The organism is Chitinimonas sp. BJB300, assembly GCF_002735695.1.
GTDB lineage: Bacteria > Pseudomonadota > Gammaproteobacteria > Burkholderiales > Chitinimonadaceae > Chitinimonas.
Genome location: NZ_PDZH01000001.1, coordinates 49,751 through 71,882, shown reverse-complemented (window position 1 = coordinate 71,882; position 22,132 = coordinate 49,751). Strand labels below are relative to the sequence as shown.

General features: G+C 55.0%; 16 protein-coding genes. 1 reads left to right on the top strand and 15 read right to left on the bottom strand.

Annotation, left to right across the window (positions count from 1 at the left end; all coding sequences use genetic code 11):
• Positions 1 to 26: 26 nt before the first annotated feature.
• The 10 genes from CSQ89_RS00325 to trbB all read right to left on the bottom strand — a co-directional run bounded on the left by CSQ89_RS00325 (position 27) and on the right by trbB (position 14,760).
• Positions 27 to 1,922, bottom strand: a complete 1,896-nt coding sequence (locus CSQ89_RS00325; RefSeq protein WP_099404204.1) for a type IV secretory system conjugative DNA transfer family protein — start codon at positions 1,920 to 1,922, stop codon at positions 27 to 29.
• 464 nt (positions 1,923 to 2,386) lie between these two features.
• Positions 2,387 to 5,479 carry a hypothetical protein gene (locus tag CSQ89_RS00320; RefSeq protein WP_099404203.1) on the bottom strand — a complete coding sequence of 1,031 codons (3,093 nt, stop codon included), beginning with the start codon at positions 5,477 to 5,479 and terminating at the stop codon, positions 2,387 to 2,389.
• A gap of 124 nt (positions 5,480 to 5,603) precedes the next feature.
• Positions 5,604 to 6,803: a TrbI/VirB10 family protein gene (locus tag CSQ89_RS00315; protein ID WP_099404202.1), complete on the bottom strand. Its 1,200-nt coding sequence runs from the start codon at positions 6,801 to 6,803 to the stop codon at positions 5,604 to 5,606.
• Between the two features lie 3 nt (positions 6,804 to 6,806).
• Positions 6,807 to 8,000 (bottom strand): P-type conjugative transfer protein TrbG, encoded by a 1,194-nt coding sequence (gene trbG, locus CSQ89_RS00310; RefSeq protein ID WP_099404201.1) that lies wholly within the window; start codon positions 7,998 to 8,000, stop codon positions 6,807 to 6,809.
• Between the two features lie 31 nt (positions 8,001 to 8,031).
• Positions 8,032 to 8,793 carry a VirB8/TrbF family protein gene (locus CSQ89_RS00305; protein WP_099404200.1) on the bottom strand — a complete coding sequence of 254 codons (762 nt, stop codon included), beginning with the start codon at positions 8,791 to 8,793 and terminating at the stop codon, positions 8,032 to 8,034.
• Positions 8,794 to 8,804: 11 nt separating this feature from the next.
• Positions 8,805 to 10,622 (bottom strand): P-type conjugative transfer protein TrbL, encoded by a 1,818-nt coding sequence (gene trbL, locus CSQ89_RS00300; protein WP_099404199.1) that lies wholly within the window; start codon positions 10,620 to 10,622, stop codon positions 8,805 to 8,807.
• A complete protein-coding gene (locus tag CSQ89_RS00295; protein WP_099404198.1) occupies positions 10,619 to 13,078 on the bottom strand; it encodes a TraG/VirB4 family ATPase in 2,460 nt (819 codons plus the stop codon). Before CSQ89_RS00295 ends, trbL begins: the two co-directional genes overlap by 4 nt.
• A gap of 2 nt (positions 13,079 to 13,080) precedes the next feature.
• The gene (gene trbD / locus CSQ89_RS00290; RefSeq protein ID WP_099404197.1) at positions 13,081 to 13,395 is read right to left on the bottom strand and encodes a conjugal transfer protein TrbD; all 315 of its coding nucleotides are present in this window, start codon (positions 13,393 to 13,395) and stop codon (positions 13,081 to 13,083) included.
• Between the two features lie 16 nt (positions 13,396 to 13,411).
• Complete coding sequence (locus CSQ89_RS00285) at positions 13,412 to 13,696, bottom strand: TrbC/VirB2 family protein (protein ID WP_099404196.1); 285 nt, start codon at positions 13,694 to 13,696, stop codon at positions 13,412 to 13,414.
• Between the two features lie 23 nt (positions 13,697 to 13,719).
• Positions 13,720 to 14,760 carry a P-type conjugative transfer ATPase TrbB gene (gene trbB / locus CSQ89_RS00280; RefSeq protein ID WP_099404195.1) on the bottom strand — a complete coding sequence of 347 codons (1,041 nt, stop codon included), beginning with the start codon at positions 14,758 to 14,760 and terminating at the stop codon, positions 13,720 to 13,722.
• Between the two features lie 878 nt (positions 14,761 to 15,638).
• Here trbB and xth point away from each other — a divergent pair.
• On the top strand, positions 15,639 to 16,406 hold the full coding sequence (gene xth / locus CSQ89_RS00275) for an exodeoxyribonuclease III (protein ID WP_099404194.1): 768 nt from the start codon (positions 15,639 to 15,641) through the stop codon (positions 16,404 to 16,406).
• A gap of 74 nt (positions 16,407 to 16,480) precedes the next feature.
• On the opposite strand, the gene CSQ89_RS00270 is transcribed toward xth, so the two are convergent.
• From CSQ89_RS00270 to CSQ89_RS00250, 5 genes are all read right to left on the bottom strand, one after another.
• Positions 16,481 to 17,107 carry a lytic transglycosylase domain-containing protein gene (locus tag CSQ89_RS00270; protein ID WP_099404193.1) on the bottom strand — a complete coding sequence of 209 codons (627 nt, stop codon included), beginning with the start codon at positions 17,105 to 17,107 and terminating at the stop codon, positions 16,481 to 16,483.
• 16 nt (positions 17,108 to 17,123) lie between these two features.
• Complete coding sequence (locus CSQ89_RS00265) at positions 17,124 to 18,839, bottom strand: proline--tRNA ligase (RefSeq protein ID WP_099404192.1); 1,716 nt, start codon at positions 18,837 to 18,839, stop codon at positions 17,124 to 17,126.
• Between the two features lie 117 nt (positions 18,840 to 18,956).
• Entirely contained in the window at positions 18,957 to 19,976 is a 1,020-nt protein-coding gene (locus CSQ89_RS00260) for a hypothetical protein (protein WP_099404191.1), read from the bottom strand.
• Positions 19,976 to 20,422, bottom strand: coding sequence for a DNA polymerase III subunit chi (locus CSQ89_RS00255; RefSeq protein ID WP_099404190.1), 447 nt, complete (start codon positions 20,420 to 20,422; stop codon positions 19,976 to 19,978). The genes CSQ89_RS00260 and CSQ89_RS00255 overlap by 1 nt, the downstream gene beginning before the upstream one ends.
• Before the next feature lies 1 nt (position 20,423).
• Positions 20,424 to 22,079: a leucyl aminopeptidase gene (locus CSQ89_RS00250; RefSeq protein WP_099404189.1), complete on the bottom strand. Its 1,656-nt coding sequence runs from the start codon at positions 22,077 to 22,079 to the stop codon at positions 20,424 to 20,426.
• Positions 22,080 to 22,132: the final 53 nt, after the last annotated feature.

Here is a 22,132-nt window from a genome sequence, read left to right as displayed (position 1 = left end):
GTATTGGCAAGGCGACTTCGGCAGCATCATTTCTGCTGATCGATGACATCGCTTTTTTCGGGTGCAGCCACTTTGGCGCGTGCTGAAAAGGTGGGGTCAAGAAAATACAAAATCTGCTTGCCGTAAATGGGTGTCTGCCCAGCCATGAAGATCAACATGTCGCCAGGTTCGCTGACATTGCCATTGGCGTCTTTTTTCGCGGCGGGCAAGCGCATTACCTCATCCGCGGTCAGCAGCGGTCGTTGCGTTTCCTGGGTGGAAGTAGAGATGCTGGATTGGGAGCCATACAGACTGCCGGAATAGGAATGCGACTGTTTGACGATGGTGGCGGTGCCGCTCATCTTCGATAACAGCTCAGCTGTCTCGATCTTGTTGGGCGCATAGGCCACCCGCACATGGCAGTTGGAGAAGATGCTTTCATCCTTGCCGTAGGCTGTCCAAAGCTGCGAGATATCCTGAATGATCAGGTAGGCCTTCATACCATAGCCGGCGATGAACGCCATCGACTCCTCAAACACATCCAGCTTGCCCAGGCTGGGAAATTCGTCCAGCAATAGCAGCAGCCTGTGCTTGTAGCCAGCAATGCTACGGCCATCCTTGAATTCCATTTTCTCGGTCAGACCACGGACGATCTGAGTGACGATCAAACGGATCAATGGCCGCAGGCGATCTTTATCGGATGGCGGCACCACCAGGTACAGCGATACCGGCCTCTCGTCGTTCATCAAGTCGCTGACCCGGAAATCGCTGGCGGCGGTGTTGCGCGCTACGATGGGATCGCGATACAGCGTCAGGAAGGAAATAGCGGTGGAGATGACGCCTGATTGCTCTTCGTCTGCCTTGTTCAGCATGTCGCGGGCGGCAGCGGCTACTACCGGGTGGCAGTAACTTTGGGTGCCATTGGGCAGCGGCCAACCATTGCCTATGAGGTCATGATCGGTATCCAGCATGAACTGCATCGATTGCGCTACGGTACGTGTTGGGTCGCTCAGGAAGGCGATCACCCCATTCAGCGTCTTGTTCTTTTCGGCATACAACACATGCAAGGCCACCCCCACCAATAAGGCTTGGCTGGACTTCTGCCAATGGTCTGCCAGCCCTTTGCCATCCGGGTCGACGATCATGGTCATAATGTTTTGCACATCGGCCACTTCGCGGTCGGTGCCTACCCGTACTTCGGCCAATGGGTTGTAACGTGCGCTGGAACCATCCAAAGCCGAGGGTTCGAACTTGATGACGCGGTTACCTGCTTCTTGTTTGCGCCAGCCAGCGGTTAGCGCCCAGTTTTCACCCTTGATGTCATAGATCAGCGCGCTGTGCGGCCACGATAGCAGGGTTGGTAGCACCAGCCCCACCCCCTTGCCGGATCGGGTCGGCGCGAAGGCCATGATATGTTCAGGCCCATCGTGGCGTAGATAACGGATCTGATGGGTGCTGGTGTCTTTCCAGGCGCCCACATACACCCCATTGCCATTGCCCAGCAAGCCGGTCTGCGCGACTTCCTTGGCGGAAGCCCAGTGGGCAGATCCATGCAGATGTTCCGACTCACTATCCATTTGCGCCTTATCCCGCTTTGCCCGGTAGGCGATGAAGACAGCGATGGCGATTGCACCAAACAACGTTAGCCACAACGCAACTCGAAATGCACCCTGGACAATCGGGTTGGCCACCGTATGCCAACGGCTGTACCACCCCCACCAATCCACCGGTGTGTACAACTTCCAGCTGCCAATAGACAGTATCGGTTCGCCCAGGGCGGTTTGGTACGCCAGTTGGTGGCCGACGTATTGGGTACATAGCCAGCACAGGATCAGTGTCAGGAAAACACCGGTGCCGATGTTGCGCATCAGCAGGGTGCCAGGGTTGCTGCGCTTGGTGGGCACGGTGTACAGCGGGGTTACGAGCGAGTCTCGATCAGACATGTTTTATTTTCAAAGGATGACGGCGGGTGTGTCGCCGAAGCTCAATATGGGGTAGCTGTCAGGCGTTCAATTCGTGCAGCAAAAAAGGTTTACCGCTTTAATCCCGAATTCTTGGTTTTTGATGATCCTTCAATAGATGAAGGTTGGTTTAGGCGGGGGTAGTCCGGGCGACGTTGCGGAGACAGAGGGGCACCTCGAAAAACCTCACTCTGCAAAAATCCCTACTCAACGATTCAATAAGTTACGAGCAGTGGATGAGTAAAAATCCTGGTTTTTCGAGGTGCCCAGAGGAGGTGGGGTCACATCGTCTCGCTCGCTGCTGGCACGGCGCTGTGGCAGCACGGGCGAAGAGGATGGAATTTCAAAGTTCATCTAAGTCTCCTTTGGGCTATTCTGTGCAAGCGGTGTTGAGTTAGCTTTAACGCCGTCGTCTCTGTTTGATGCTTATTCAGAAACGAAGTCCTTCATCTCTTTTGGCCGGGATTAACAGATCTTTTCTTTTCCGCCATATTGTGCTTACTTTGCATGGCTATTTGATTACCTATTGATGGCAGTTTACTTAGATCAGACAGTGGAACATAGCACCGCGACTTATTAGGGTCTCGTTGCTGTGCGTTGAGACTCAAAATAGCAAACTGCTTATCGTACTGAATATCACTCACTTTGAATCGGCTTGCGTCATCTTCACGATTGAATTTGTTTAATGCTACACCATCTATATTCGGTGTAGGAGGTTCAATCAAATTTTTATTCAATTGAAGCTTGTCATCAATTCCTTTGATGGTGGCATTCCAAAGCTCTGTGCTTTTTGTCATTTGATATAACGTGCGCTGATAAAGCTCAGTATTGCTCTTCTTGTCAGTGCCGATATTATTATCGCGGCATTCATCAAATGTTTTCAGTAGTTCCTTTCCCATATCTCCAGTGTCATAACGGGCCACTGGGTAAAGTGCCTCAAACATAGAGTGGTATTGGTTCTTCACCATAAATGCGGCATTTAGCAAGAACAAATCGTTTTTTTCTTCAGATGGCAAATTGGGTGCTATTGTCGGTAATGCCTTGCAAATATCCCGCGTTGTCCCAGAAATACCACCTTTAAATGGAGTGTCGAGTTCATTCATGTAGGTTGTTGCAGCTTTTTTTGGATTAGTCACATAGTTAACCGTACTGCGATGAATATCAAAAGGTAGGCCAGAGGCTTGTGGTGTTTGATTTAACAAAGCGGAGTAATCGATTTTTTGTAATCGATTGTTGACGGGCACGTCGGATTCATTGCCGTCTTCACCAGCGATCATTTTGTGTGGTATTGGATCGGGGCGTACAACGCCAGGTGTCTGGTTAATTTCTTGAGCAACAATACGTAAGCTGTGAAAGAAGAGATTGGCCCCAAGATGCCTAGATTTAGGATCTTCTCCTGTCGCAAATTTTCGAAGTTCATTAATGAATAGTTCTGCTGAAGGTTTTTCGCCTGTATTTCGGCATATTGCCATCAAGTCATTCTGTACCAGCTGGTTTTTTAAAACCTTTTGAATCAGTGGCGATGTTTGAAATAGGCGATTCCGCTCACTTTCTACTTGGCTGAGTATCGCCTTATTTTCTTTGATATCGCTGATTACATATTCATTATCCGGGCTTTTGGAGTTAATTTGCTTAATCAATTGCTCACTGGCATTTGTAGTATTTTCATCAAGTTTGGTAATGCTTTCGGAGCGGCTTTTTTCCAAATAGTCGATTAGGCCCTCAACTGTCGTATTGAGCTTTCTTGATCTGTCCTTGAGTAACTGTGTGGCGATTTCATCTTCAATGATTACTTTTATAAGGTTATCGCCACGTGTATCACGTTGATTTTGAGAGATATCTTTTGCTGGCGGGACGAGTGCACCTGGCGTCAGATGATTGATTGTCAGGAACTCGCCGAAGTTTTTTATTGTTGCCTGGTTTTCATCTGAACCCAGATCCACTATTAAAGGAAGTGTTGGCCCGTGGTCTTCAATATCCGCATCGCTACTGTAAAAAAGGTCGAGTGCAACGGGATGGCGATCATCTTCATCGCCAGAACTCGCGGTGAAGAAGCGATCTTCCGATTCGTTAGTGCTGAAATAGGGTTCTTCGCTGGCGCGGCTCTCCAAATCTTGGGCGGAGATGTCGCTTCTGGTACCAAGATCGCTTTGGGCGTCGGATTGGCTCGATGAAATGCTGCTCCGATCACTACCGCTGAGGCTGCCTGTATCAGCAAGATAGCCGCTGTCGGTATCATCTGACATACGCGATGATGTTGGGCTTATTGGCGCAACGGCCGGAGCTTGACGGTACTCAGGTGCCGGGGTTTCAAATCCATCGGAAGCAAGCGAGAGCGAGGATGTCTTGCTATGCATCTGCTCTAATTGAGTCAGCATGCCTTGTAGAGATCTGACTTTTTTTATCTGGTCTTCTGTGGTGCTGAATGACCAAGTATCGCCTTTATACGTGTGGAACATCGTATTGTTACGATCAAACAAATAAACAGAAGGCCCTTCGCCACCAACGGAAATGCCGAGGTCCTTCATAAAGTTTTGGACATCGACCCGTTTTCCGTCGATTCCCTCGGGTCTGGAGCGAAGGTTATGTTTGAATGATATGGTTTCGAGCGTTTCCGGGTGGGCATTTTCTAGAAACGATCGCAACAGTGCGCTCTGCTGGGTATTGGATTGTGTGGTTGTATCAAGCCCAAGCTGGTTGAAGCTCTTTACGTCGACATACATCAGTCTTGGTTCGTTGATACCCTCAACGGTGCCGTATCGCACACCGCCTTCTGGTGTTGCCTCTGGTAGGTGCCTATCGAAGAATGTCCGGTTGACTTCTACCGACCGTATCATGGGTTGACCGGGTAGAACTTCTGGTGAACTTTTTTTCTTCCTGTCCAGGGTGTCCTTGTTATTGTCCAACTGATATTTCTGTAGCCATCCCAATGCTTTATAGGGTGTGCCGGCACCTATCCACAGTTGGTTCGACTTGGCGTCAAGTTGACCTTTGTCATCAAGTATCAAATCTCTATATGGGCTACCAGGTGTATATGGGGCGAAGACGGCCATATAGACACGTACCCGATCAGGGTTTTGACCGGTTCCAATATCATGGAATCTATGGTTGGGTAGTGTGAGTGTTTGCTGGGTTTGTTCTTTGGAGCGTTCAAAGCTTTCACTAACAGTCTCAAGTTTCTGCAGCTCATCCTGAAGATCAGCCAGCCGCTTTTCTTTTGCGGCATGGGCTGGGTCACCAGCTGGGGTATTCGCTAAAGATTGGTTTTGCTTGTCGATAAGGTGATTAAGAATCCCTTGTCTGGCTTCAATGCTTAGGTCTTCCGTTTCCTTGGATTCCAATGCAATTGCATGTGCAATGGTGAGTGATGAATCCTGCACTCTTTCTAAATGTGTAATGACCTTTTTAGTGTATTCATTCAGTGCCTCATCACTCAAGCTGTACCACGGGCTTCTGGTGTCGGTATTGTGGGGGTTCTGGTCTGCAATCGTTGCTTTAAGAATCTCACGTACTACTTCATGCTCAAATTTGTAAGCCATGTTTTGTTCCTATCCAGAAAACCTGTGTAATCAAATGGGTATTTTTCTTGCGTTGTACTGAGGCCAATTCTTTTTCGGGTCTCGCTTCTATCCGTTCTTGAAAGCGAGACCAAAAAAGTTGACCTTAAAAGTCGTAAGCCCCGGGGAAAGTAATGTCCTTGTTCACCATGACATTCATCTGATAACCCTTACGAATTTCGATGGTGGGTTGCACCCGCATATTGCGCTTGGCCATTTCCACGCCCAGTTGCGTCATCTGCTGTCCGACGGCTGCGCCAACAACCTGCCTGTTGGTCAGTACGCGGTCGTCGCGACGGTCTTGTTCCGGTTGGGACAACTGGTAGCTGGCGGATAGCAAGGAGGTGAGCAGGCCCCAGCCGAAGATGCGGCCGTAGTGGTTGTTCACCCGGTCGGCAAGGCCGGCCTTGCCTTCCCGGTCGTGGCCGGACATGCCGCCCAGCTCCAGCGTGTAGGCATTGGGGTAGATCAGCCGTTGCCAATTGATCAGCAACCGTTCTTGGCCGAATGAAACCTGCGAGTCGTACCGGCCAAACAGCTTGGTGCCTTGTGGAATCAGCAAATGGTTGCCGCTGGCGGTGTCGTAGACGTTTTGCGAGACCTGGGCAATGATTTCGCCGGGCAGGTCGGAATTCAATTCACTGACCAGAATGGAAGGAATCACCGTGCCCGCCTTCAAGTCGAATGGGCTAGCGGGTGGCGTAAGCTGGCTGTTCAGATAGCCGGTTTTATGGGTTTTCTGTTGGAACGCCAGCTTTTGTGCCTGCCGGTTCAGGTCTGGCTCATCGGCAGGTTCGCCACTTGCCGCGCCGGCCAAGTTGCTGGCAGCACGCGCCAAGCTATTGCCTTGGTCGATACCCGGCATACCAGCGGTTGTGCGCTGGCTTGCTGTTTCACCAACCGAGAACCGAGGCAATGCCGTGTCTGCCAACCGGGCGTCGTCTTCCGTCGTCTTGACGGGTGCCGCCGGCACGCTGGTGCTGGCGTTGGTGGGGCCTGGTTGGGCAGGCAGGGTTGGGGGTGCCAGTACTGGTGGTTCGCTTTGCTTGGGCTCGGCGACGATGTCCGGAATATCCTTGGTCAGGGTCTTGGCTGCATTCAGTGCCGGTTCCAGGTTTTTGGGTGGTGCGCTTTCCTCGGCTGACTTCTTGGGCTTTTCGCTGGAAACATTGGTGACGATCACGCCCAGGATGGCGGCCACCACCGCAGTGGCGGCGATGGCGGCTTTCTTGTTCAGGCGGGCGCTGGCCAAGGGGGTACCGCGTATTTCCAGGCTGTCGGGCGATTTGGGTGCGTTATCGGCCATGGCTTACTCCTTTGCATCCCAGCAGATACCCAACCAGCCACGCTTCTGGCATTCGTCACGGGCGACTTCGATACGCTGCTGATCGCTGCCTACACCTGAAATCAGCGCCAGCTTGAAGATGGTGCCGTCAACCACATACATATTCCCCTTGAGGCGGTAGTTGATCATCTGCTCTTCACCGCTGGGTGAAATGCCGATCAGGGCAGGGGCTTGCTGCTGCGGCAATTCTTCATTCATGGCGATATAGGTGTGGTAACCGTCGTCCATGGCGCGTAGCGGCTTGAAGTAAGGGTGGCCTTTGACCACTTTGATCTTGTAGTTGAAGTTGAGGCGGTTGACGGCGACAGCGGGCATATCGCCCTTGCTGTTCTTACTGGCGGTACTGCTGCCGTTGCTCTTTGCCAGGGCTTCCCAGGCTTGTGGTTGATCTTCGTCCGGGTATTCGAATGCGATGCGGGACACATAGCGTTCGGCGCTGGATACGAGTCGGATGTGATAGGTGCGGCGATCGGTTGTAATGATCAGATTGGTGTCCAGCCCGGGCTCGGTGGGCTTGATGATCAGATGGGTCACCTTCTGGTCGTCGCTACCGGAAACCGCGGGGGCTACCTTCCAGCGTATCCCATCGCCAATGTGCGGTGCGCCTTGCACTGTTTCGCCAGCTTGCAGTTCGATGTCGCAGACACGTAGTGGTGCGCAGACGATGGTGGGGGCGGATTCGCCGAACGGAAACACCACCCGGCCGCCAGCATCGCGCACCGGCATGGCTAGGCGGTTTTCTGCCCAGTTGTGCGATTCAATCACGGCGCGTTGTGCAGGCTCGCCGATGCTGACTGAGGGAGAGAGCGCCAGTTCGAGTTTCCGCTTCCGGGCTTTGGCCGATGGCTTATTGGGTGTGGATTGGCATGCGTTGGCGCTGCAACCATCGTCGCTCAAGGCCGGTACTTGAAGCGGTTGGCTGTCCGCCTTGCTATTGGCTGGGGGTGCAACGGGCGCAATCAAGGCGGCACCGGGCACCGGTGCTGGCGCTGGTGCCAATACCGGTACGACAGCAGGTGGCATCGCCAGCTCTGGTGGAATGTTCGGTACTTTGATTTCGGCTGCTGCGGGGGCTGCCGGTTTGCTGCTGTCGGTATTGGCGGTTGCGGTGCCGGCAGCCAATAGGCAGATCGCCAGCGATAAATGCTTGTAATTCATTTTGCTATGTATCCCTTGAAAGCACGTACTACTACAGTTGTTGTGACCAATTCAGGTCTGTGATGTAAACCCCAAGCGGGTTGATCAGAATCAAGCGCTCGTCAGTCGGTGGGGTGATACCGACGATGATGGAGACTTTCATCCGGACATTGCTTTGCAGCTCACCACGCAAATCGCGGGTGACCTCTTGCCATTCCACCTGCCAGGTCTGGTCCGAAATCGGCAGCAGGTTGGTGACGGCCACGGCGACCGTCTTGTTGGTGGCAACAGCGAATGGGTTGTGGGCCTTGAAGTGGTCGTTCAGCTTGCTCAGTGCTATCGAGCTGCTGGGCAGCATGGCGTAGACACGATCAATCGCGCCCTTTTGCGCTTGCCGGTCGATCGTGACGGTGCGCCAGTCGGAGACGAACCGGGCGAGGTATGCCTTGACGACGCGTGGGTCGACTGTGGTGGGTTGATCTGCGCGGGCGACAGCGGTGGCTTGGCCGAGTTTGTCGACATGGACCACGTAGGGCACGATTTTGTTCTGTGCGCCGATATACGTGATACCGATTACGGAAATCAGCGCCACCAAACCCGAGATGATGGCCATGGTGCGCCAGTGGTGCGCCTGCTGGATGTAGTCTCCATAACGCTCATTCCATTCGCGACGGGCTTGGACATACGGGTTCAGTTCGCTGTGTGCTGCGACGTTGGCTGTGACTTTGGTGGTTTTATTGGTTTCTATTGGCAGTGAGCGACTGCCGCCCATGCGGTCGCGTAGCGCAAATAGTGGGTTGAGTAAGCGTTTCAAAATGACATGTCCTAGCTGTTTTTAGGTGGCCTGGGTGGCTGTGGGCGTGTTGTGGTTGCCTTGTTCAACGATGGCCTTGCACCTGCCGGTTTGAACGCTGTTGCGCTACCCCCCGTGGGCTTGTTTGGTGTAGTTCCCTTCGTTGTGTTGGCCGGGCTGGAATTGAGTGCTTTGACGCCCGCCGAGATGCAGCCACGTGTGTTGCTGCCGATATTGCCTGTGCTGGTTGCGCTGGCTGTATGGGCAGTGGCACTGCTCGACTCGCTGGAAGTCATGCTCGATGAAGTGTTGAAAGACGAAGCGCTGTTCTGTAACCCCAGTTCGCTACTGGCGCTTGAACTGCTCCCTCCGCTATGTGGGGCCGAGCCGTCGGTAGCGGCGGAGAGCGCTGTTGAATTGCTCGTGGATGATCCTGAACTGCCTCCACCCGCTTTTTCAGCAGCCCCTTCGGCGAGGCGGCTTTGCAGGTTTTGTTTGGTACGGTCGAACAAGCCGGGGTTGGTCCCGTGTTCACTCTTGCCTTTGACGGCATCGAGCAATTTGCCGGGTAGTGCCTTGGCGGATTCGGCAATTTTCTGCCCACCATCCCGTCCGGCTTGCCCCGCTGCTTTGCCCAGCCCACTCAGCGTGGCGGCAGTTCCGCTTTTTCCTTCTTGCTTGGCTAATTCTCGGCCCGCGCTGACAGCCTTGCCCATATTGTTCATCCCTTGCACGGCCGATGTTCCGGCACCCGCTGCGGATTGCAACACACCGGCGACCTTTCCTGCGCCACCCGAGGCCATGCTGGTTGCCATCTTCATGGTGTTGAATGAGGTGGTACCCGCGCCCATGGCCGAACCTGCCGACAAGCCTGCGCCGCCATTCAGAAGGGCGCCGGCCATTTCCGGCGCCCGAATACCGAGGATGGCTTGCAATACCGCGACCGCCAGCAGCTCGAACAAATCGGTGTATTCAAAAGCGAAGCCATCGCCCTTCTGGGTGATGGTGCTGAGCGTCAGGCTTAGAATCAGAATAAGCACCAGCAGGCGGACACCCACGTTGATGGCGTAGTTGAGGTATTTGGAGACGTAGTCCTTGATCCAGCTGGAACTACCCAAGCCCAGGAAAATCGCCCCTGCCGCGAACAGGATGTAGGACTCGATCTTGAGCGTAAGGTATTGGGCGGCGACCACCACAAAGGCGATCACGATGCCGATGGTGACAAAGCACGCCACGATGATCTTGCCCAGACCCGCCAGTATGGTGAATATGTTGGAGGGTGATTTGGACCATATCAATTTAATGGTCGCCATACCCAATGCAATGATGCCATCGGTGGTGACAGTGCCGCTCTGGGCCGCTTTCTCGCCTACGTCCTGGAATGTGCCGGTGATAGTTGGAATCCATTCCGGCGCATATTGCAGCAGGGCAAAGAAGAAACCGATGAACATGATCTTCTTGATGATCTCGACGGCCAGGCTGTTCAGGTTGTCCTTCTCGAACGCCCAAATGGCGGCAGCCCAGCAGATTTCGATCGTGCCCAGCAGCATGAAAGTAGGGCGGACCAGATCCAGGATGATGTTGAACCAAGTGGTGCTCTTGGTGTGTGCGTCTTTTTCCAAGGTGTCGAATAAAGAAAAGCTGGCAGTGTGGCCGCCTACAGGCGGCGATGTGGCGGCCCAGGCTACGTTGCCGAACAGGACATACAGCACGACCACCGCCAGCGATGCCCATAAGAACCAGCGCAAGCGGCGCGCCAGTTCTGGGTCTAGGGGGCGGCTCGGTGGTGCGGCAGCGCGGTCCGCCTGCAATTGTGCGAATACCGACAGGGTTTGGGCGAGGGCGTTCATGCGGGTAATTCCTCTGCTTGCCACAAATCCGCCCACTCGTTGAGGCCACGTTGCCGCAACCAATAGGCTGGCCAGTTTTCGTTATGGGTTTCCATCAGCTGCTTGGCGGCGCGGATATCGTCCTGGCTGCTCGCACCGACAAAAGACAGCGCCACCGGCCCGAAGCCGAACGAGAAAATGCGGCGGCCAAGTGGGGACTTGTAGTAGTAATGCCGCTTGACGGTGGCGTTGGCGAGTATCTGTATTTCCCGATCATTCAGGCCGATCAGCTCGTACATCGGACGTGATGAGTTCTCGTTGGCTTCCGGGTTGGGCAGCAGTATCTTGGTTGGGCAACTGGCCAGGATCACGTCGCGGATCGGGCTGTTCATCACATCCGCCAATTCCTGCGTAGCCAGGAACACCAGCGCATTTTTCTTCCGCCAGGTCTTCAGCCATTCGCGTACCTTCTCGCGAAATAGCGGGTGGGCCAGCATCAACCAGCACTCGTCCAGCGCCACCAGCGTGGGCCGGCCATCCATGCGTTTTTCCACCTGCCGGAACAGATACAGCAACACAGGCACCACGTTCTTTTCACCCATGTTCATCAGGTGTTCCATCTCGAACGACTGGAATGACCCCTCCACCAGGCTGTCTTCTTCTGCATCCAACAACGAACCCATAGGCCCAGCCAGCGTGTAATGCGACAGCGCTTGGCGCAACTCGTCGTCCTGCAGTTCGGCAACGAATTCGGTTAGGGTGCGGCGCGGCGAACGTGTCAGCCGCATGATGGCCTGGTACACCATTTGCCGCAGGGCCGGTGTGACGTTGACGCCCTGTAGGGTCAACATGATTTCAATCCATTCGGCAGCCCAGGCTTGGTCGGCTGAGTTGTCGATATGCTTGAGCGGGCAAAACGCCAGATCGCTGTTCTCGCCGCCGATGTCGTAGTAGGTACCGCCACAGGCGTTCACCAGCAGATAGGACGAATAGCCCTTGTCGAAGATGAACACCTGCGCATTTGGATAGCGGAAATGTTGCGCCAGCAGGAAATTGAGCGCGGTCGACTTACCGCCACCGGTTTTACCAATCATCAAGGTATGGCCGACATCGCCGACATGCAGGCTGATGCGGAACGGTGTGGAGCCTGTGGTGGCGGCGTAGGTGAGCGGTGGACTATTTTCGGGGTAGAACGGGCTGGGGTTGTGCACCTCACCGGCCCATACCGCGGTGATTGGCAACAGATCGGCCAGATTCAGGGTATGTAGGATAGGCCGCCGCACATTCGGGTAGGCATGGCCAGGAATCGAGCCCAAATAGGCTTCGACGGCGTTGATGTCCTCGATGCGAGCGCCAAAGCCAAGGTTTAGCAGGGCTTTGCGCACTTCACGCGCTTGTTCTAGCAAGAGTTCGCGATCTGCATGCATCAATACAACGCAAGAGGTGTAATAACCGAACCTGACCACGTTGCTTTCCGCTTCACCGATGGCGCTTTGCGCGTCTTCAGCCATTTCCAGCGCATCCAGGTCGATTGCGCCGCTGCTGGTGTTGAACATCTGGTCTTTGAGCCCACGCTGCTTCTGCTGCCAACGCCGGCGTACGCCGTTCATTACCGACCGGGCCTGCTGCGGGTCGAGGAAGATAAAGCGGGTGGCCCAACGGTACTCGTAGCCCAACGCGTCCAGTTCGTGCAATACGCCCGGATAGCTTTCCTGCGGGAAGCCATCGATGGCGACGACTTTGATATGGAAATCACCCACTCGCGGTGAAATGCCGCCATAGAACGAATGGCCACCAATGACGGCATCCAGATACATCGGAACGCTTGGCAAGCGCACAGGCCGAAGCACGCCGCTGACGCAGAAGTCCATGTACTGCAGCAGTTCGTCCTCGACATACTCCTGGCCAAAAGCGTCGGTGCGGTGAACACCACGCATGCGGCGCAGCGGCAAGGTTGCAGACAATGCGGATTCGAAATCATCGATCTGGCGCTTGAATTGGTCGAGGATGCGCGCAGCGAAACCTGCTTTCGAATCATCACGGCCCTCGTCCTCGTAGATCATCTCGATAATCTTGTTGGACGTACGTAGTGGCGGGAGATAAGTCAGCGACAACGCATAGGTGGTCTCGAAATGCGCGCCTTCCAACTCATGCTGGTGGCGGCGTTCTTCGTCGATCAACCAACTGGTGAGGTCTGGGAAATAGCCATGGTCCGGGTAGGTGGTAGCAGGCCGGCGAATGGCGTCGCAGTTCAACATCCAGCCATTGCCCAGGCCCACCAGAATGCCATTCAGGCGGGCGGAGATGCCCGACAGTTCGGCATGGGTGGCGCTGTCCATATCCTCGCCGCGGAAATACCAGCTGACAGTAAGACTGCCATCCTTGTTCTGCAGAATGCCATCTTCCGGCATCAGTGCGAAATTCAGCAGGTCGGGCAGGCCTTGCGTGCGGTCGCGGAATTGTTTCAGTTTCAACATGATCAAGCCTTTGGCGAGCCGCCGCCGGGCAGCGGGGCCTCGATGCAGCTATGGGCGCTGTAATACGCGCGATAGCGGATGTGGCGTTGATAAACCTGGCTCATTTGCGAGTCGGCTTTGGCCATGCGAACCAACGCCCAGAACGAACCGCTCCAGAACACAATCGCCAGCGTGATTGACCATACGGAGATGTTGCCGGAGAAGATCAACAGCGCCGTGATCAAGCCGGCCATCAGGACCAAGCTACGTTCTGCGCCAAGCAACAGGTGCGCACGATTGAGCGAACGGTGGATAGCGATGCGGCGTGGTTCGTCCATGGCCTGTCCCACCCGATCAGGCGAACATCGACATGAAGTTGTTGGCCAGTAGCATCACTGACAACGCCAACACCACCATCATCATGCGCTTGGTGAAATCACTGAGTTCGCCGCCAAACGCCAACATGCCGCCAGATGCAGCCAGTGCGATCACACCGATGGACTTGGCGACAGGGCCGGTTAACGACGTTTGCAGCTGTTGCAGCGGGCCTTCCCATGGCAGAGCTGCATGGGCAATACCACAGGAGAGTGCTGCCAGTGTCAGTACAAGACGACGCCAGATTAAAGACAGGGATTGCATGAGTAGAGCTCCTTGGTTGGTGGTTAGTGAAGGTCGACCGACCGCATGACAAAGCGGCCTTGAATGAAATCGCTGATTTGCATCAGCTCGCTGACTGAACGCCCGGCGGGCGTGGCCGAACGCTCGATGAAAACCACCAGGTTCACGGCCTCCTTGATCATGGTGGCGATAGAGGTTTCCGACAGATTGCGGGCTTCGGGGGCTTCGTAGATCAACTGTGACAGGCGAATCAGCCCGCCTTCAGCCGAGTTGGCGTGGATGGTGGCGATGCCGCCGGGGTGGCCAGTATTCCAACTCTTCAGCAAGGTGAGGGCCTCACCGCCACGCACCTCCCCCACCACGATGCGATCAGGCCGTAAACGCATGGTGGCGCGCAGTAGGCGCTGCATGGTGGCTTGTTCGCTGGTGCGCAGCAGCACGCTGTTGGGCATGGCGATTTGTAGTTCCATCGTGTCTTCGATGGCGACCAATCGGTCTTCTCCGCATTGCATAGCGATTTCCGCCAGGATGGCGTTGGCGAGGGTGGTCTTGCCGCTACCGGTACCACCCACGATCAAGATGTTGTGGCGCTGGCGTACCGCATGACGTATGGCTTCAATGGGATGGGCGTGAACCGGCTGGGCATCGGGTTTGGCGGATGCCGCCTGGCTACCCAGGAGGGAGGCGCCAATGATGCCTTTGGTGCGATAGTCATCCAGCGTGAATACTTTCAACGCCTTTTTCCGGATGGTGAAGGTCGGCGCGCGGACAATGGGGGGGATGATGCCTTCGAGGCGCGAACCATCAAGTGGGAATTCGCCCTCCAGTATCGGGCTGTCGCGGGTGACTACCGTATTCAGCATGCTGGCGCAGGTCGTCAGCACGCTTTCCGCAGCGCCGGGAGACATGCTATGCCCAGTACATTCCATGCCCTTACCGGCAATGTCCACCCAAAGCTTGCCATCGGGGTTGAGCATGATCTCGATGACGGCGGGGTCGCGTAGTGCATTCATCATCACCGACCCACACTCACGCTCCAGCTTTTCCTCTAACCGTTGCTTGACAAGTTCTTTCTGGCTGTTCATACAAAACCCCCTTAGTGGCAATAATGGTACATTGCCAAAGCAAGCGCTAGAGCGGGTTTGAAGTCATTCAGTTGTTTAAATGAAACACATTTAAGTGTTTTTTGGTGTGCTGGTCTAACGGTACGGAGTAGTCCTGAATCAATGAGAATCAAGCAGTTGTGGTGGCATAATTACCAAAATTTACTGTTTATTAAGTCAGATATTTTTTATTTTTTATTTATATTTAATTAAAAAATATTTGATATTTTTTGAATTCTATTTTCTTTAATTTATGGCTGATTTGTACGATGCAAATAAAAATTTTTGCGATATTTAAATGTTGTAGATAAGTATTTTTATTTGCGTTAGTTGGGAAAAACAACATTATTAAGCACATGATTTTATATATAAAATCCCGTTGGCATGTCCTCTCTTCGATCAGAAATGCCGTTCAAATTATGATGAAGCCCCTGAGCAAGAGACAAGAATGGGGTGGGGCCATGCCAGCCAATTTTTGTAGGAGCAGGCGGATTAAAGGGATAAGGTAAGTTCTTACCCCTTGTTCGTGCAGGGGGCCAAAAAACGTATTTGCTGGGGCTTGATAGCAGCTTTCAACGACTAATTCGGTTGCTTTGGTAAAGGGCGAACTGCCTAATTTGCGCCTGAATGAGCGGATGTATACCGCAGGTCGAGGCTTTCTCAGAGCCGGCATTTCGGTTTCTGCACGGCGCTTTACCCCGCTGACGACTGCTCGTAAACAGGTTCTAAGGTCGTGAATAGGTTCTCAAGGCTGATGTTAAATGCCGGAATCGGTAAAATACCTCGGTAAATGGTGTCCCACCATTCATGCAGCTGGTCCCGCGTCCCTTTAATACATAAACCCACTGATTGTTTGATACATGCAAATCGCCACCTGGAACGTTAATTCACTCAAGGTTCGTCTTCCGCAAGTGTTGGAGTGGTTGGCTGGCAGACCGGAGCTGACCGTGCTTGCATTGCAGGAAACCAAGCTGGAAGACCATGCCTTCCCCAAAGCGGAAATCGAGGCGGCGGGGTTTCATGTCGCTTTTACCGGGCAGAAGACGTACAACGGGGTGGCGCTGATTTCGCGTGCGCCATTGGAAGACGTGCATTTCAATCTGCCAAATTTTGAAGACCCGCAAAAGCGGGTGATTGCAGCCACCGTGAACGGTGTGCGGGTGATTGGCGCTTATGTGGTCAATGGTCAGGCGCTAGATTCAGAGAAATACCCTTACAAACTGGCATGGTTGGATGCTTTGATTGCCTATGTGCGCGAGGAGTTAGTCAAGCACTCGAACCTGGCGCTTGTGGGTGACTACAACATTGCGCCGGAAGACCGCGACGTGCACGACCCAGCGAAGTGGGTGGGCGAGGTATTGGTCAGTCCGCCCGAGCGTGAGCGGTTTCAGGCGTTGTTGGCGTTGGGGTTGGCGGATAGTTTCCGGTTGTTTGAGCAGGCAGAGAAAGCGTTCAGTTGGTGGGATTATCGGATGATGGGTTTTCGTCGTAATGCAGGTTTGCGTATCGACCACGTCTTGCTATCCACACCATTGGTAGAGCGATGCACTGCGTGTGAGATCGACAAAGCGCCGCGCCGGGTGGAGCGACCCAGCGACCATGCCCCGGTGATTGCTACATTGCGTTGAGCAATGAATAATCAAACTCTTAAAATTAGCTTGGGATTTTCCTAATAAAAAAGCCCTGTTTTGCAGGGCTTTTTTTATTTGCTGACGTAAGACACCGCTTGGATATGGGCAGGGTTGGTCTGCCAGTTCCACTGATTTTTCCAGGCACCCAAGACAAGATTGGGATACTCCGGCTTACCCAGGCTGCCGTTGTAACGGCCCAGCGCGCGATACAGGTCACCCCGCTCAATATCGAGGTAGTGGCGCAGGATGGTGCAACCGAAACGCAGATTGGTATACATGTCGAACAGGTTGTGTTCGTTATTGCCAATACTGCGCTGCCAGAAAGGCATGACCTGCATAAGGCCACGTGCGCCTACCGAGGAAATGGCGTATTTGCGAAAACCGCTCTCCACTTGGATCAGGCCCAGGACCAACTGTGGGTCGAGGCCGGCACGGGTGGCTTCGTAATGGATGGCGGTCAGCAGTTTTTCCCGCATGAAATCGTCGGGAATCTTCTTCTGCAAACGGGTTGACATCTCTGCCAGCCACGCCTTGCCGTCACCAGGGTTCGTGAAAACCAAGCGTGGTTCGGTGCGGTCACTGATCGAGCGTTGCATGGCTGTCGCGACCGACAAGGACAAAGCCTCTTCCTTCTGCGCGCCAGCCAAGGCTGGTAGCGCAGCGAGAAAAATAAAAGAAACAAGGGCTAAGCGAAGCATGTAGAGAACATAAACCCTATTGAGCCAGTTTGCCAAGCAAGGTGGCCACGATATTGGTCTGGCTGATCAATTCGGTATTGCCATCACGGCGCGAGACATACTCGACTTTCTCTTCAGCTAAGGACTTGTCGCCAATCGTGACCCGATGCGGGATGCCGATCAATTCCATATCGGCGAACATCACGCCGGGGCGCTCGTTGCGGTCGTCCAGCAGCACATCGATGCCTTGGGTTTGCAGTTCGGCATAGAGTGCATCAGCAGCGGTTTTGACAGCCTCGGAGCGCTGATAGCCCACCGGGACGATGACCACGCTGAAGGGCGCCATGGCATTGGAGAACTTGATGCCCTTGTCGTCGAAGTTTTGCTCAATCGCGGCACCCACAATCCGCGACACGCCAATGCCATAGCAACCCATTTCCATGGGCTGCAACTGGCCTTCGCCGTCGAGATAATTGCAGTTCAGGGCTTCAGAGTACTTGGTGCGTAATTGGAAGATGTGACCGACTTCAATACCGCGGCAGATTTCCAATACGCCTTTACCATCGGGAGAGACGTCGCCCGGGATGACATTGCGGATATCGGCGACGACATCCGCCTCAGGCAAATCACGGCCCCAGTTTACGCCGGCAATGTGGAACTTCGGTTTGTTGGCGCCTACGACAAAGTCGTTCATCGCTGCGACGCTGCGGTCGGCAATCAAGCGCACACGGGTGCGGTCGATGCCGACGGGGCCAAGGAAGCCAGGAGGGCAGTTGAAGAAGGCGCGGAGTTCCTCTTCCGTGGCGAAGCGGAAATCAGCCATGCCATCAATCTTGGCGAGTTTGATCTCGTTGAGGTTATGGTCGCCTCGCAAGAGACAGATGACAAACTGCTCACCCGCCATCAGTGCAATCAGCTTGATAGTGCGTTGTAGCGGGATGCCCATCAGCTCGGCGACTGCGGCGCAGGTGGTTTGTTTCGGGGTGTCGATATCGCGCATAGCTTCGGTGGGCTCGCCACGTGGCGCAGCGGGCGCTACGGCTTCGGCCAGTTCTACGTTGGCGGCGAAGTCAGAAGTCGGGCAGTAGGCAAGGGCGTCTTCACCGGCGTCGGCCAGTACATGGAACTCATGCGAACCATCGCCCCCGATAGCGCCGGTATCCGCGGCCACTGCGCGAAATTGCAGACCCAGGCGGGTGAAGACATTCGAATAGGCTTGGTACATGCGCGCATAGGTTTTCGCCAGGGCAGCCGCGTCCACGTCAAAGGAATAAGCATCCTTCATGACAAATTCACGTGCTCGCATCACGCCAAAGCGTGGGCGGATTTCATCGCGGAACTTGGTTTGTATTTGGTAGAAATTCAGCGGCAGTTGCTTGTAGCTCTTGATCTCGGTACGGGCGATATCGGTGATCACTTCCTCGTGGGTGGGGCCAAAGCAGAAGTCCCGTTCATGGCGATCCTTGATCTTCAACATCTGGGGGCCGAATACCGCCCAACGACCGCTTTCCTGCCACAGTTCAGCTGGCTGAACTGCTGGCATCAACAATTCCAACGCTCCTGCTTTATTCATTTCTTCACGGACGATGGCTTCCACGCGGCGTAAAACACGCAATCCCAGTGGCATCCAGGTATAGAGGCCCGAGCCGAGTTTCTTGATCAGACCGGCGCGCAGCATCAGCTTATGGCTGGGCAGCTCGGCCTCGTTGGGGGCTTCTTTCAGGGTAGAGAGGAAGAATTGCGAGGTGCGCATGGTGCGGGATGCCCGGTAATCGGTTTAAAGAAAGCGATTTTACCGTAGGCGGGCGATTGCGCGTAATCGGCAGTTGCGGTTGGCCTGGGAAGTAACCGTTGCTACTTCCCAGACAGATTACTCATGTTGCTTGAGTGCTTCTTCGATACGGGTGCGGACGAGTTTATCCAGTTGGGGCTGCAGCGCACCCATGGTGCGTTTTAGTGCTTCCGCATGCAGTACTGCAACTTGGCGAGCCATCTCGGTACGCAGCAGTTTCTCTACTTCAGGGCGCAGGCCGGCAAGCACTTCCGCGGCGATGGCGGCAGGGTCGATAGGTGGACGTGCAACGGGGAAGGCATCGTCTGTCAGTTCGATGCTCAAGCCGACCATTTCGTCTGCGGCATAGAACTGTTGTGGTTGTGGCGCCGGCGGGGGGCTGGCGACCACTGCCGGTGGCGGCACGGGGGCGGCAACGGGTGTCGGGGCAGGGGCGGCAACCCGTACAACCGCTGGCGCAGCGACCGGTGCTGCGACTGGCGCAGGCACGGGTGCAGCAATGGGTACAGGCGCTGGGATAGGTATAGGTACCGCAACAGGTGCAGCAGCAGGTGGTCTGGCCGGTGCTGGGTGGCTGCTTTCATCGGGGGGCGGGGTGAAGTCGAAATCGAGCGCCAGTTCAGGCATCAATGGCCCATCGGACAAAGGCGATGGCGCTGCGACGGCAGGTGGTGGGCTCGGTGGCCGTGCTGGCGGTGTGAAGCTGGGCAGGCTCAGCTCAGGAAAGTCGAACTCCGCCTTGGCGGGCGCAGCCGCAGTTCTGGCAGGCTCTTGTGGCTTGGGGGCAGGTGCAGCTGCCGGTGTGGGTGCTACGGGTTTGGCGGGGGCGGCGCTTGCCGGTGCGGGGGTGCCAGAAAGGCGGGCGTCGGCGCGGATCTCTTCAGGCGAGAACATCAGCTCATCACCCACCATGGGGGCAACGTTGGTCAGTATGGGAATACCGCCAGGGGTCGAGTCTGCAGCCAGGTCAGTCAGTATGGGGACATTGGCATCGTGCCCCTGGCCTCGATGCCGCGCGATCAGTGCATCTGTCTTACCCACGACATTGGGTGCATCGTCATCCGAATCGGGTAGCGAGAAGTCGAAGTCTTGTGCCATTACGCGCCGCCTTGGGCCAGCTTGGCCATATCTGTGTACTCCACTTCATAGCCGGCTTGCTTGTATTGTGCAACGCGTTGACGGGCAGCCTGCCGGCCGGGCTCGTCGTCATGGGCGATGATTTCGATCACACGGGCCAGGTTTTGGCTTATGGGGACCATCCGTGGCGTCCAATTAAAGAGTACGTCCCGGTTGCCAAGTTTTTCCATCCGGTGGTCAATCAAGGCGGGGGTAAGCGCCGCACAGCCGCCTTCCGCCAAGCAATGCGGCACAAAGCCGGTGGGGGGGATTTCCCACAACAGCCGGTCAATGACGCGACTGGCTGTTTCCGACTCGGTTATCACGCCTATGGCGAGCCTGCGTTTCACCGCTTTGTCAACCAGCTGGCAAAGCGCCTGCTCGCGGTTGGCAACGTTGAAATAGAAACTCGCCATAGGTTGCGACATATTATTTCTTCTTTGCTACGGGTTTTGCAGTGGTCTTAGCAGCAGGCTTGCTGGTAGCGGCCTTAACAGTGGACTTTGCTGCGGTTTTAGTGGACTTTGCTGCGGGTTTTTCTGCTGTTTTTGCAACAGACTTGGCGGCTGGCTTGGTCGCAGGTTTAGCTTCCGCTTTTACTACAGATTTGGCGGGCACCGCCTTGGCGGTAGCCCGTAGTGCAGCGCGGTTGCGTAAGAACTCAGTCAAGAGCGGGACCGGGCGGCCGGTAGCGCCTTTGGCTGCGCCTTGCTTCCAGGCGGTGCCGGCGATATCCAGGTGAGCCCAGTCGTACTTTTCGGCAAACCGTGACAAGAAGCAGGCCGCGGTAACCGAACCGCCGCCAGGGCCGCCGATATTGGCCAGGTCGGCGAAATTGGATTTAAGTTGCTCGTGGTATTCCTCACCCATTGGCATTTGCCAAGCGCGGTCGCCTGCAACATCGCCAGCGGCTTGCAGTTCACGGGCCAGTGCATCCTTGTTGGCGTACAGGCCACTGGTGTGATTTCCCAACGCGACTACACAGGCACCGGTCAGGGTGGCGACATCGATGACGACGGCCGGATCGAAGCGCTCGGTATAGGTGAGCGCGTCACAAAGCACCAACCGTCCTTCAGCATCGGTATTCAGGATTTCAACCGTCAGGCCCTTCATGGTGGTGACGACATCTCCAGGCTTGCTGGCGTTGCCTGCAGGCATGTTTTCACATGTGGCGACCACGGCGTAGACATTCAGCGGCAGTTTGGCGGCACCAATGCCATGCATGGTGGCCAGTACCGAACCGGCACCCATCATGTCGTACTTCATTTCATCCATATTGGCACCGGGCTTGAGACTGATGCCGCCCGAGTCGAAGGTGATGCCCTTACCCACCAAAACGACCGGCTTGTCGCCCTTGGCGCCGCCTTCATGTTTGAGGACGATCAGCTTCATTGGTTCGACAGAGCCCTTGGCGACCGACACAAATGACAACATGCCAAGCTTTTCGATCTCGGGCCGATCCAATACTTCCACTTTCATACCGAATTGTTTGGCGATAGTCTTAGCGGTATTGGCCAAATGGGTAGGCGTGCAGAAGTTGGGCGGTAAATTACCGAGGTCCTTGGCGAGACTAATGGCTTCACCCAAGGCTGCGCCAGCCGCAACAGCCGACATGGCTGTCGCTTCGTCAGCCTTGCTGGTTAATACCGTGACCTTTTTCAGCCCTGGTTTTTCGCTTTTCTTCGACTTGGTGGTATCGAATTTGTAGCTGGCGTCGAAGGCCGCTATGGCGATCTCTTCAGCTGTCCAGGCCATGTCGCTACCGTCCAAGGCAATCGCCAGTTCCCCACCGATGCTGACGGCGGTTTTCACAGCAGCACGGGCTGCATCACGGAAATCTTTGTTGCCTTCGCCTACGCTGACTAGCAAAACACGCTCTGCCGTTACACCGGGTACTTTATGCAATAGCACGCTGCTGCCAGCTTTGGCGTCCAGATCGCCTAGCTTCAGGATGGCAGCCAGATGCCCACCGGCGGCTTTGTCCACAGCTGCTGCTGTTGCGCCTAATTTGCCGTTTTGTACGGATAGGGCTAGTACGGCGGCCTTTTGTTTTTCGGCGCTCACGGCCTTGGCAATGATTTCCACGGAGGACTCCTGTAAGATCGCGGCTCGGTGGCTTTCGGGATTGAAAGCACACC

Excerpts from the sequence above, each read along its gene's own strand:
- CSQ89_RS00325 (WP_099404204.1), bottom strand. The coding sequence starts at position 1,922 with ATGTCTGATCGAGACTCGCTCGTAACCCCGCTGTACACCGTGCCCACC.
- CSQ89_RS00320 (WP_099404203.1), bottom strand. The coding sequence starts at position 5,479 with ATGGCTTACAAATTTGAGCATGAAGTAGTACGTGAGATTCTTAAAGCA.
- CSQ89_RS00315 (WP_099404202.1), bottom strand. The coding sequence starts at position 6,803 with ATGGCCGATAACGCACCCAAATCGCCCGACAGCCTGGAAATACGCGGT.
- trbG (WP_099404201.1), bottom strand. The coding sequence starts at position 8,000 with ATGAATTACAAGCATTTATCGCTGGCGATCTGCCTATTGGCTGCCGGC.
- trbL (WP_099404199.1), bottom strand. The coding sequence starts at position 10,622 with ATGAACGCCCTCGCCCAAACCCTGTCGGTATTCGCACAATTGCAGGCG.
- CSQ89_RS00295 (WP_099404198.1), bottom strand. The coding sequence starts at position 13,078 with ATGTTGAAACTGAAACAATTCCGCGACCGCACGCAAGGCCTGCCCGAC.
- trbD (WP_099404197.1), bottom strand. The coding sequence starts at position 13,395 with ATGGACGAACCACGCCGCATCGCTATCCACCGTTCGCTCAATCGTGCG.
- CSQ89_RS00285 (WP_099404196.1), bottom strand. The coding sequence starts at position 13,696 with ATGCAATCCCTGTCTTTAATCTGGCGTCGTCTTGTACTGACACTGGCA.
- trbB (WP_099404195.1), bottom strand. The coding sequence starts at position 14,760 with ATGAACAGCCAGAAAGAACTTGTCAAGCAACGGTTAGAGGAAAAGCTG.
- xth (WP_099404194.1), top strand. The coding sequence starts at position 15,639 with ATGCAAATCGCCACCTGGAACGTTAATTCACTCAAGGTTCGTCTTCCG.
- CSQ89_RS00270 (WP_099404193.1), bottom strand. The coding sequence starts at position 17,107 with ATGCTTCGCTTAGCCCTTGTTTCTTTTATTTTTCTCGCTGCGCTACCA.
- CSQ89_RS00265 (WP_099404192.1), bottom strand. The coding sequence starts at position 18,839 with ATGCGCACCTCGCAATTCTTCCTCTCTACCCTGAAAGAAGCCCCCAAC.
- CSQ89_RS00260 (WP_099404191.1), bottom strand. The coding sequence starts at position 19,976 with ATGGCACAAGACTTCGACTTCTCGCTACCCGATTCGGATGACGATGCA.
- CSQ89_RS00255 (WP_099404190.1), bottom strand. The coding sequence starts at position 20,422 with ATGTCGCAACCTATGGCGAGTTTCTATTTCAACGTTGCCAACCGCGAG.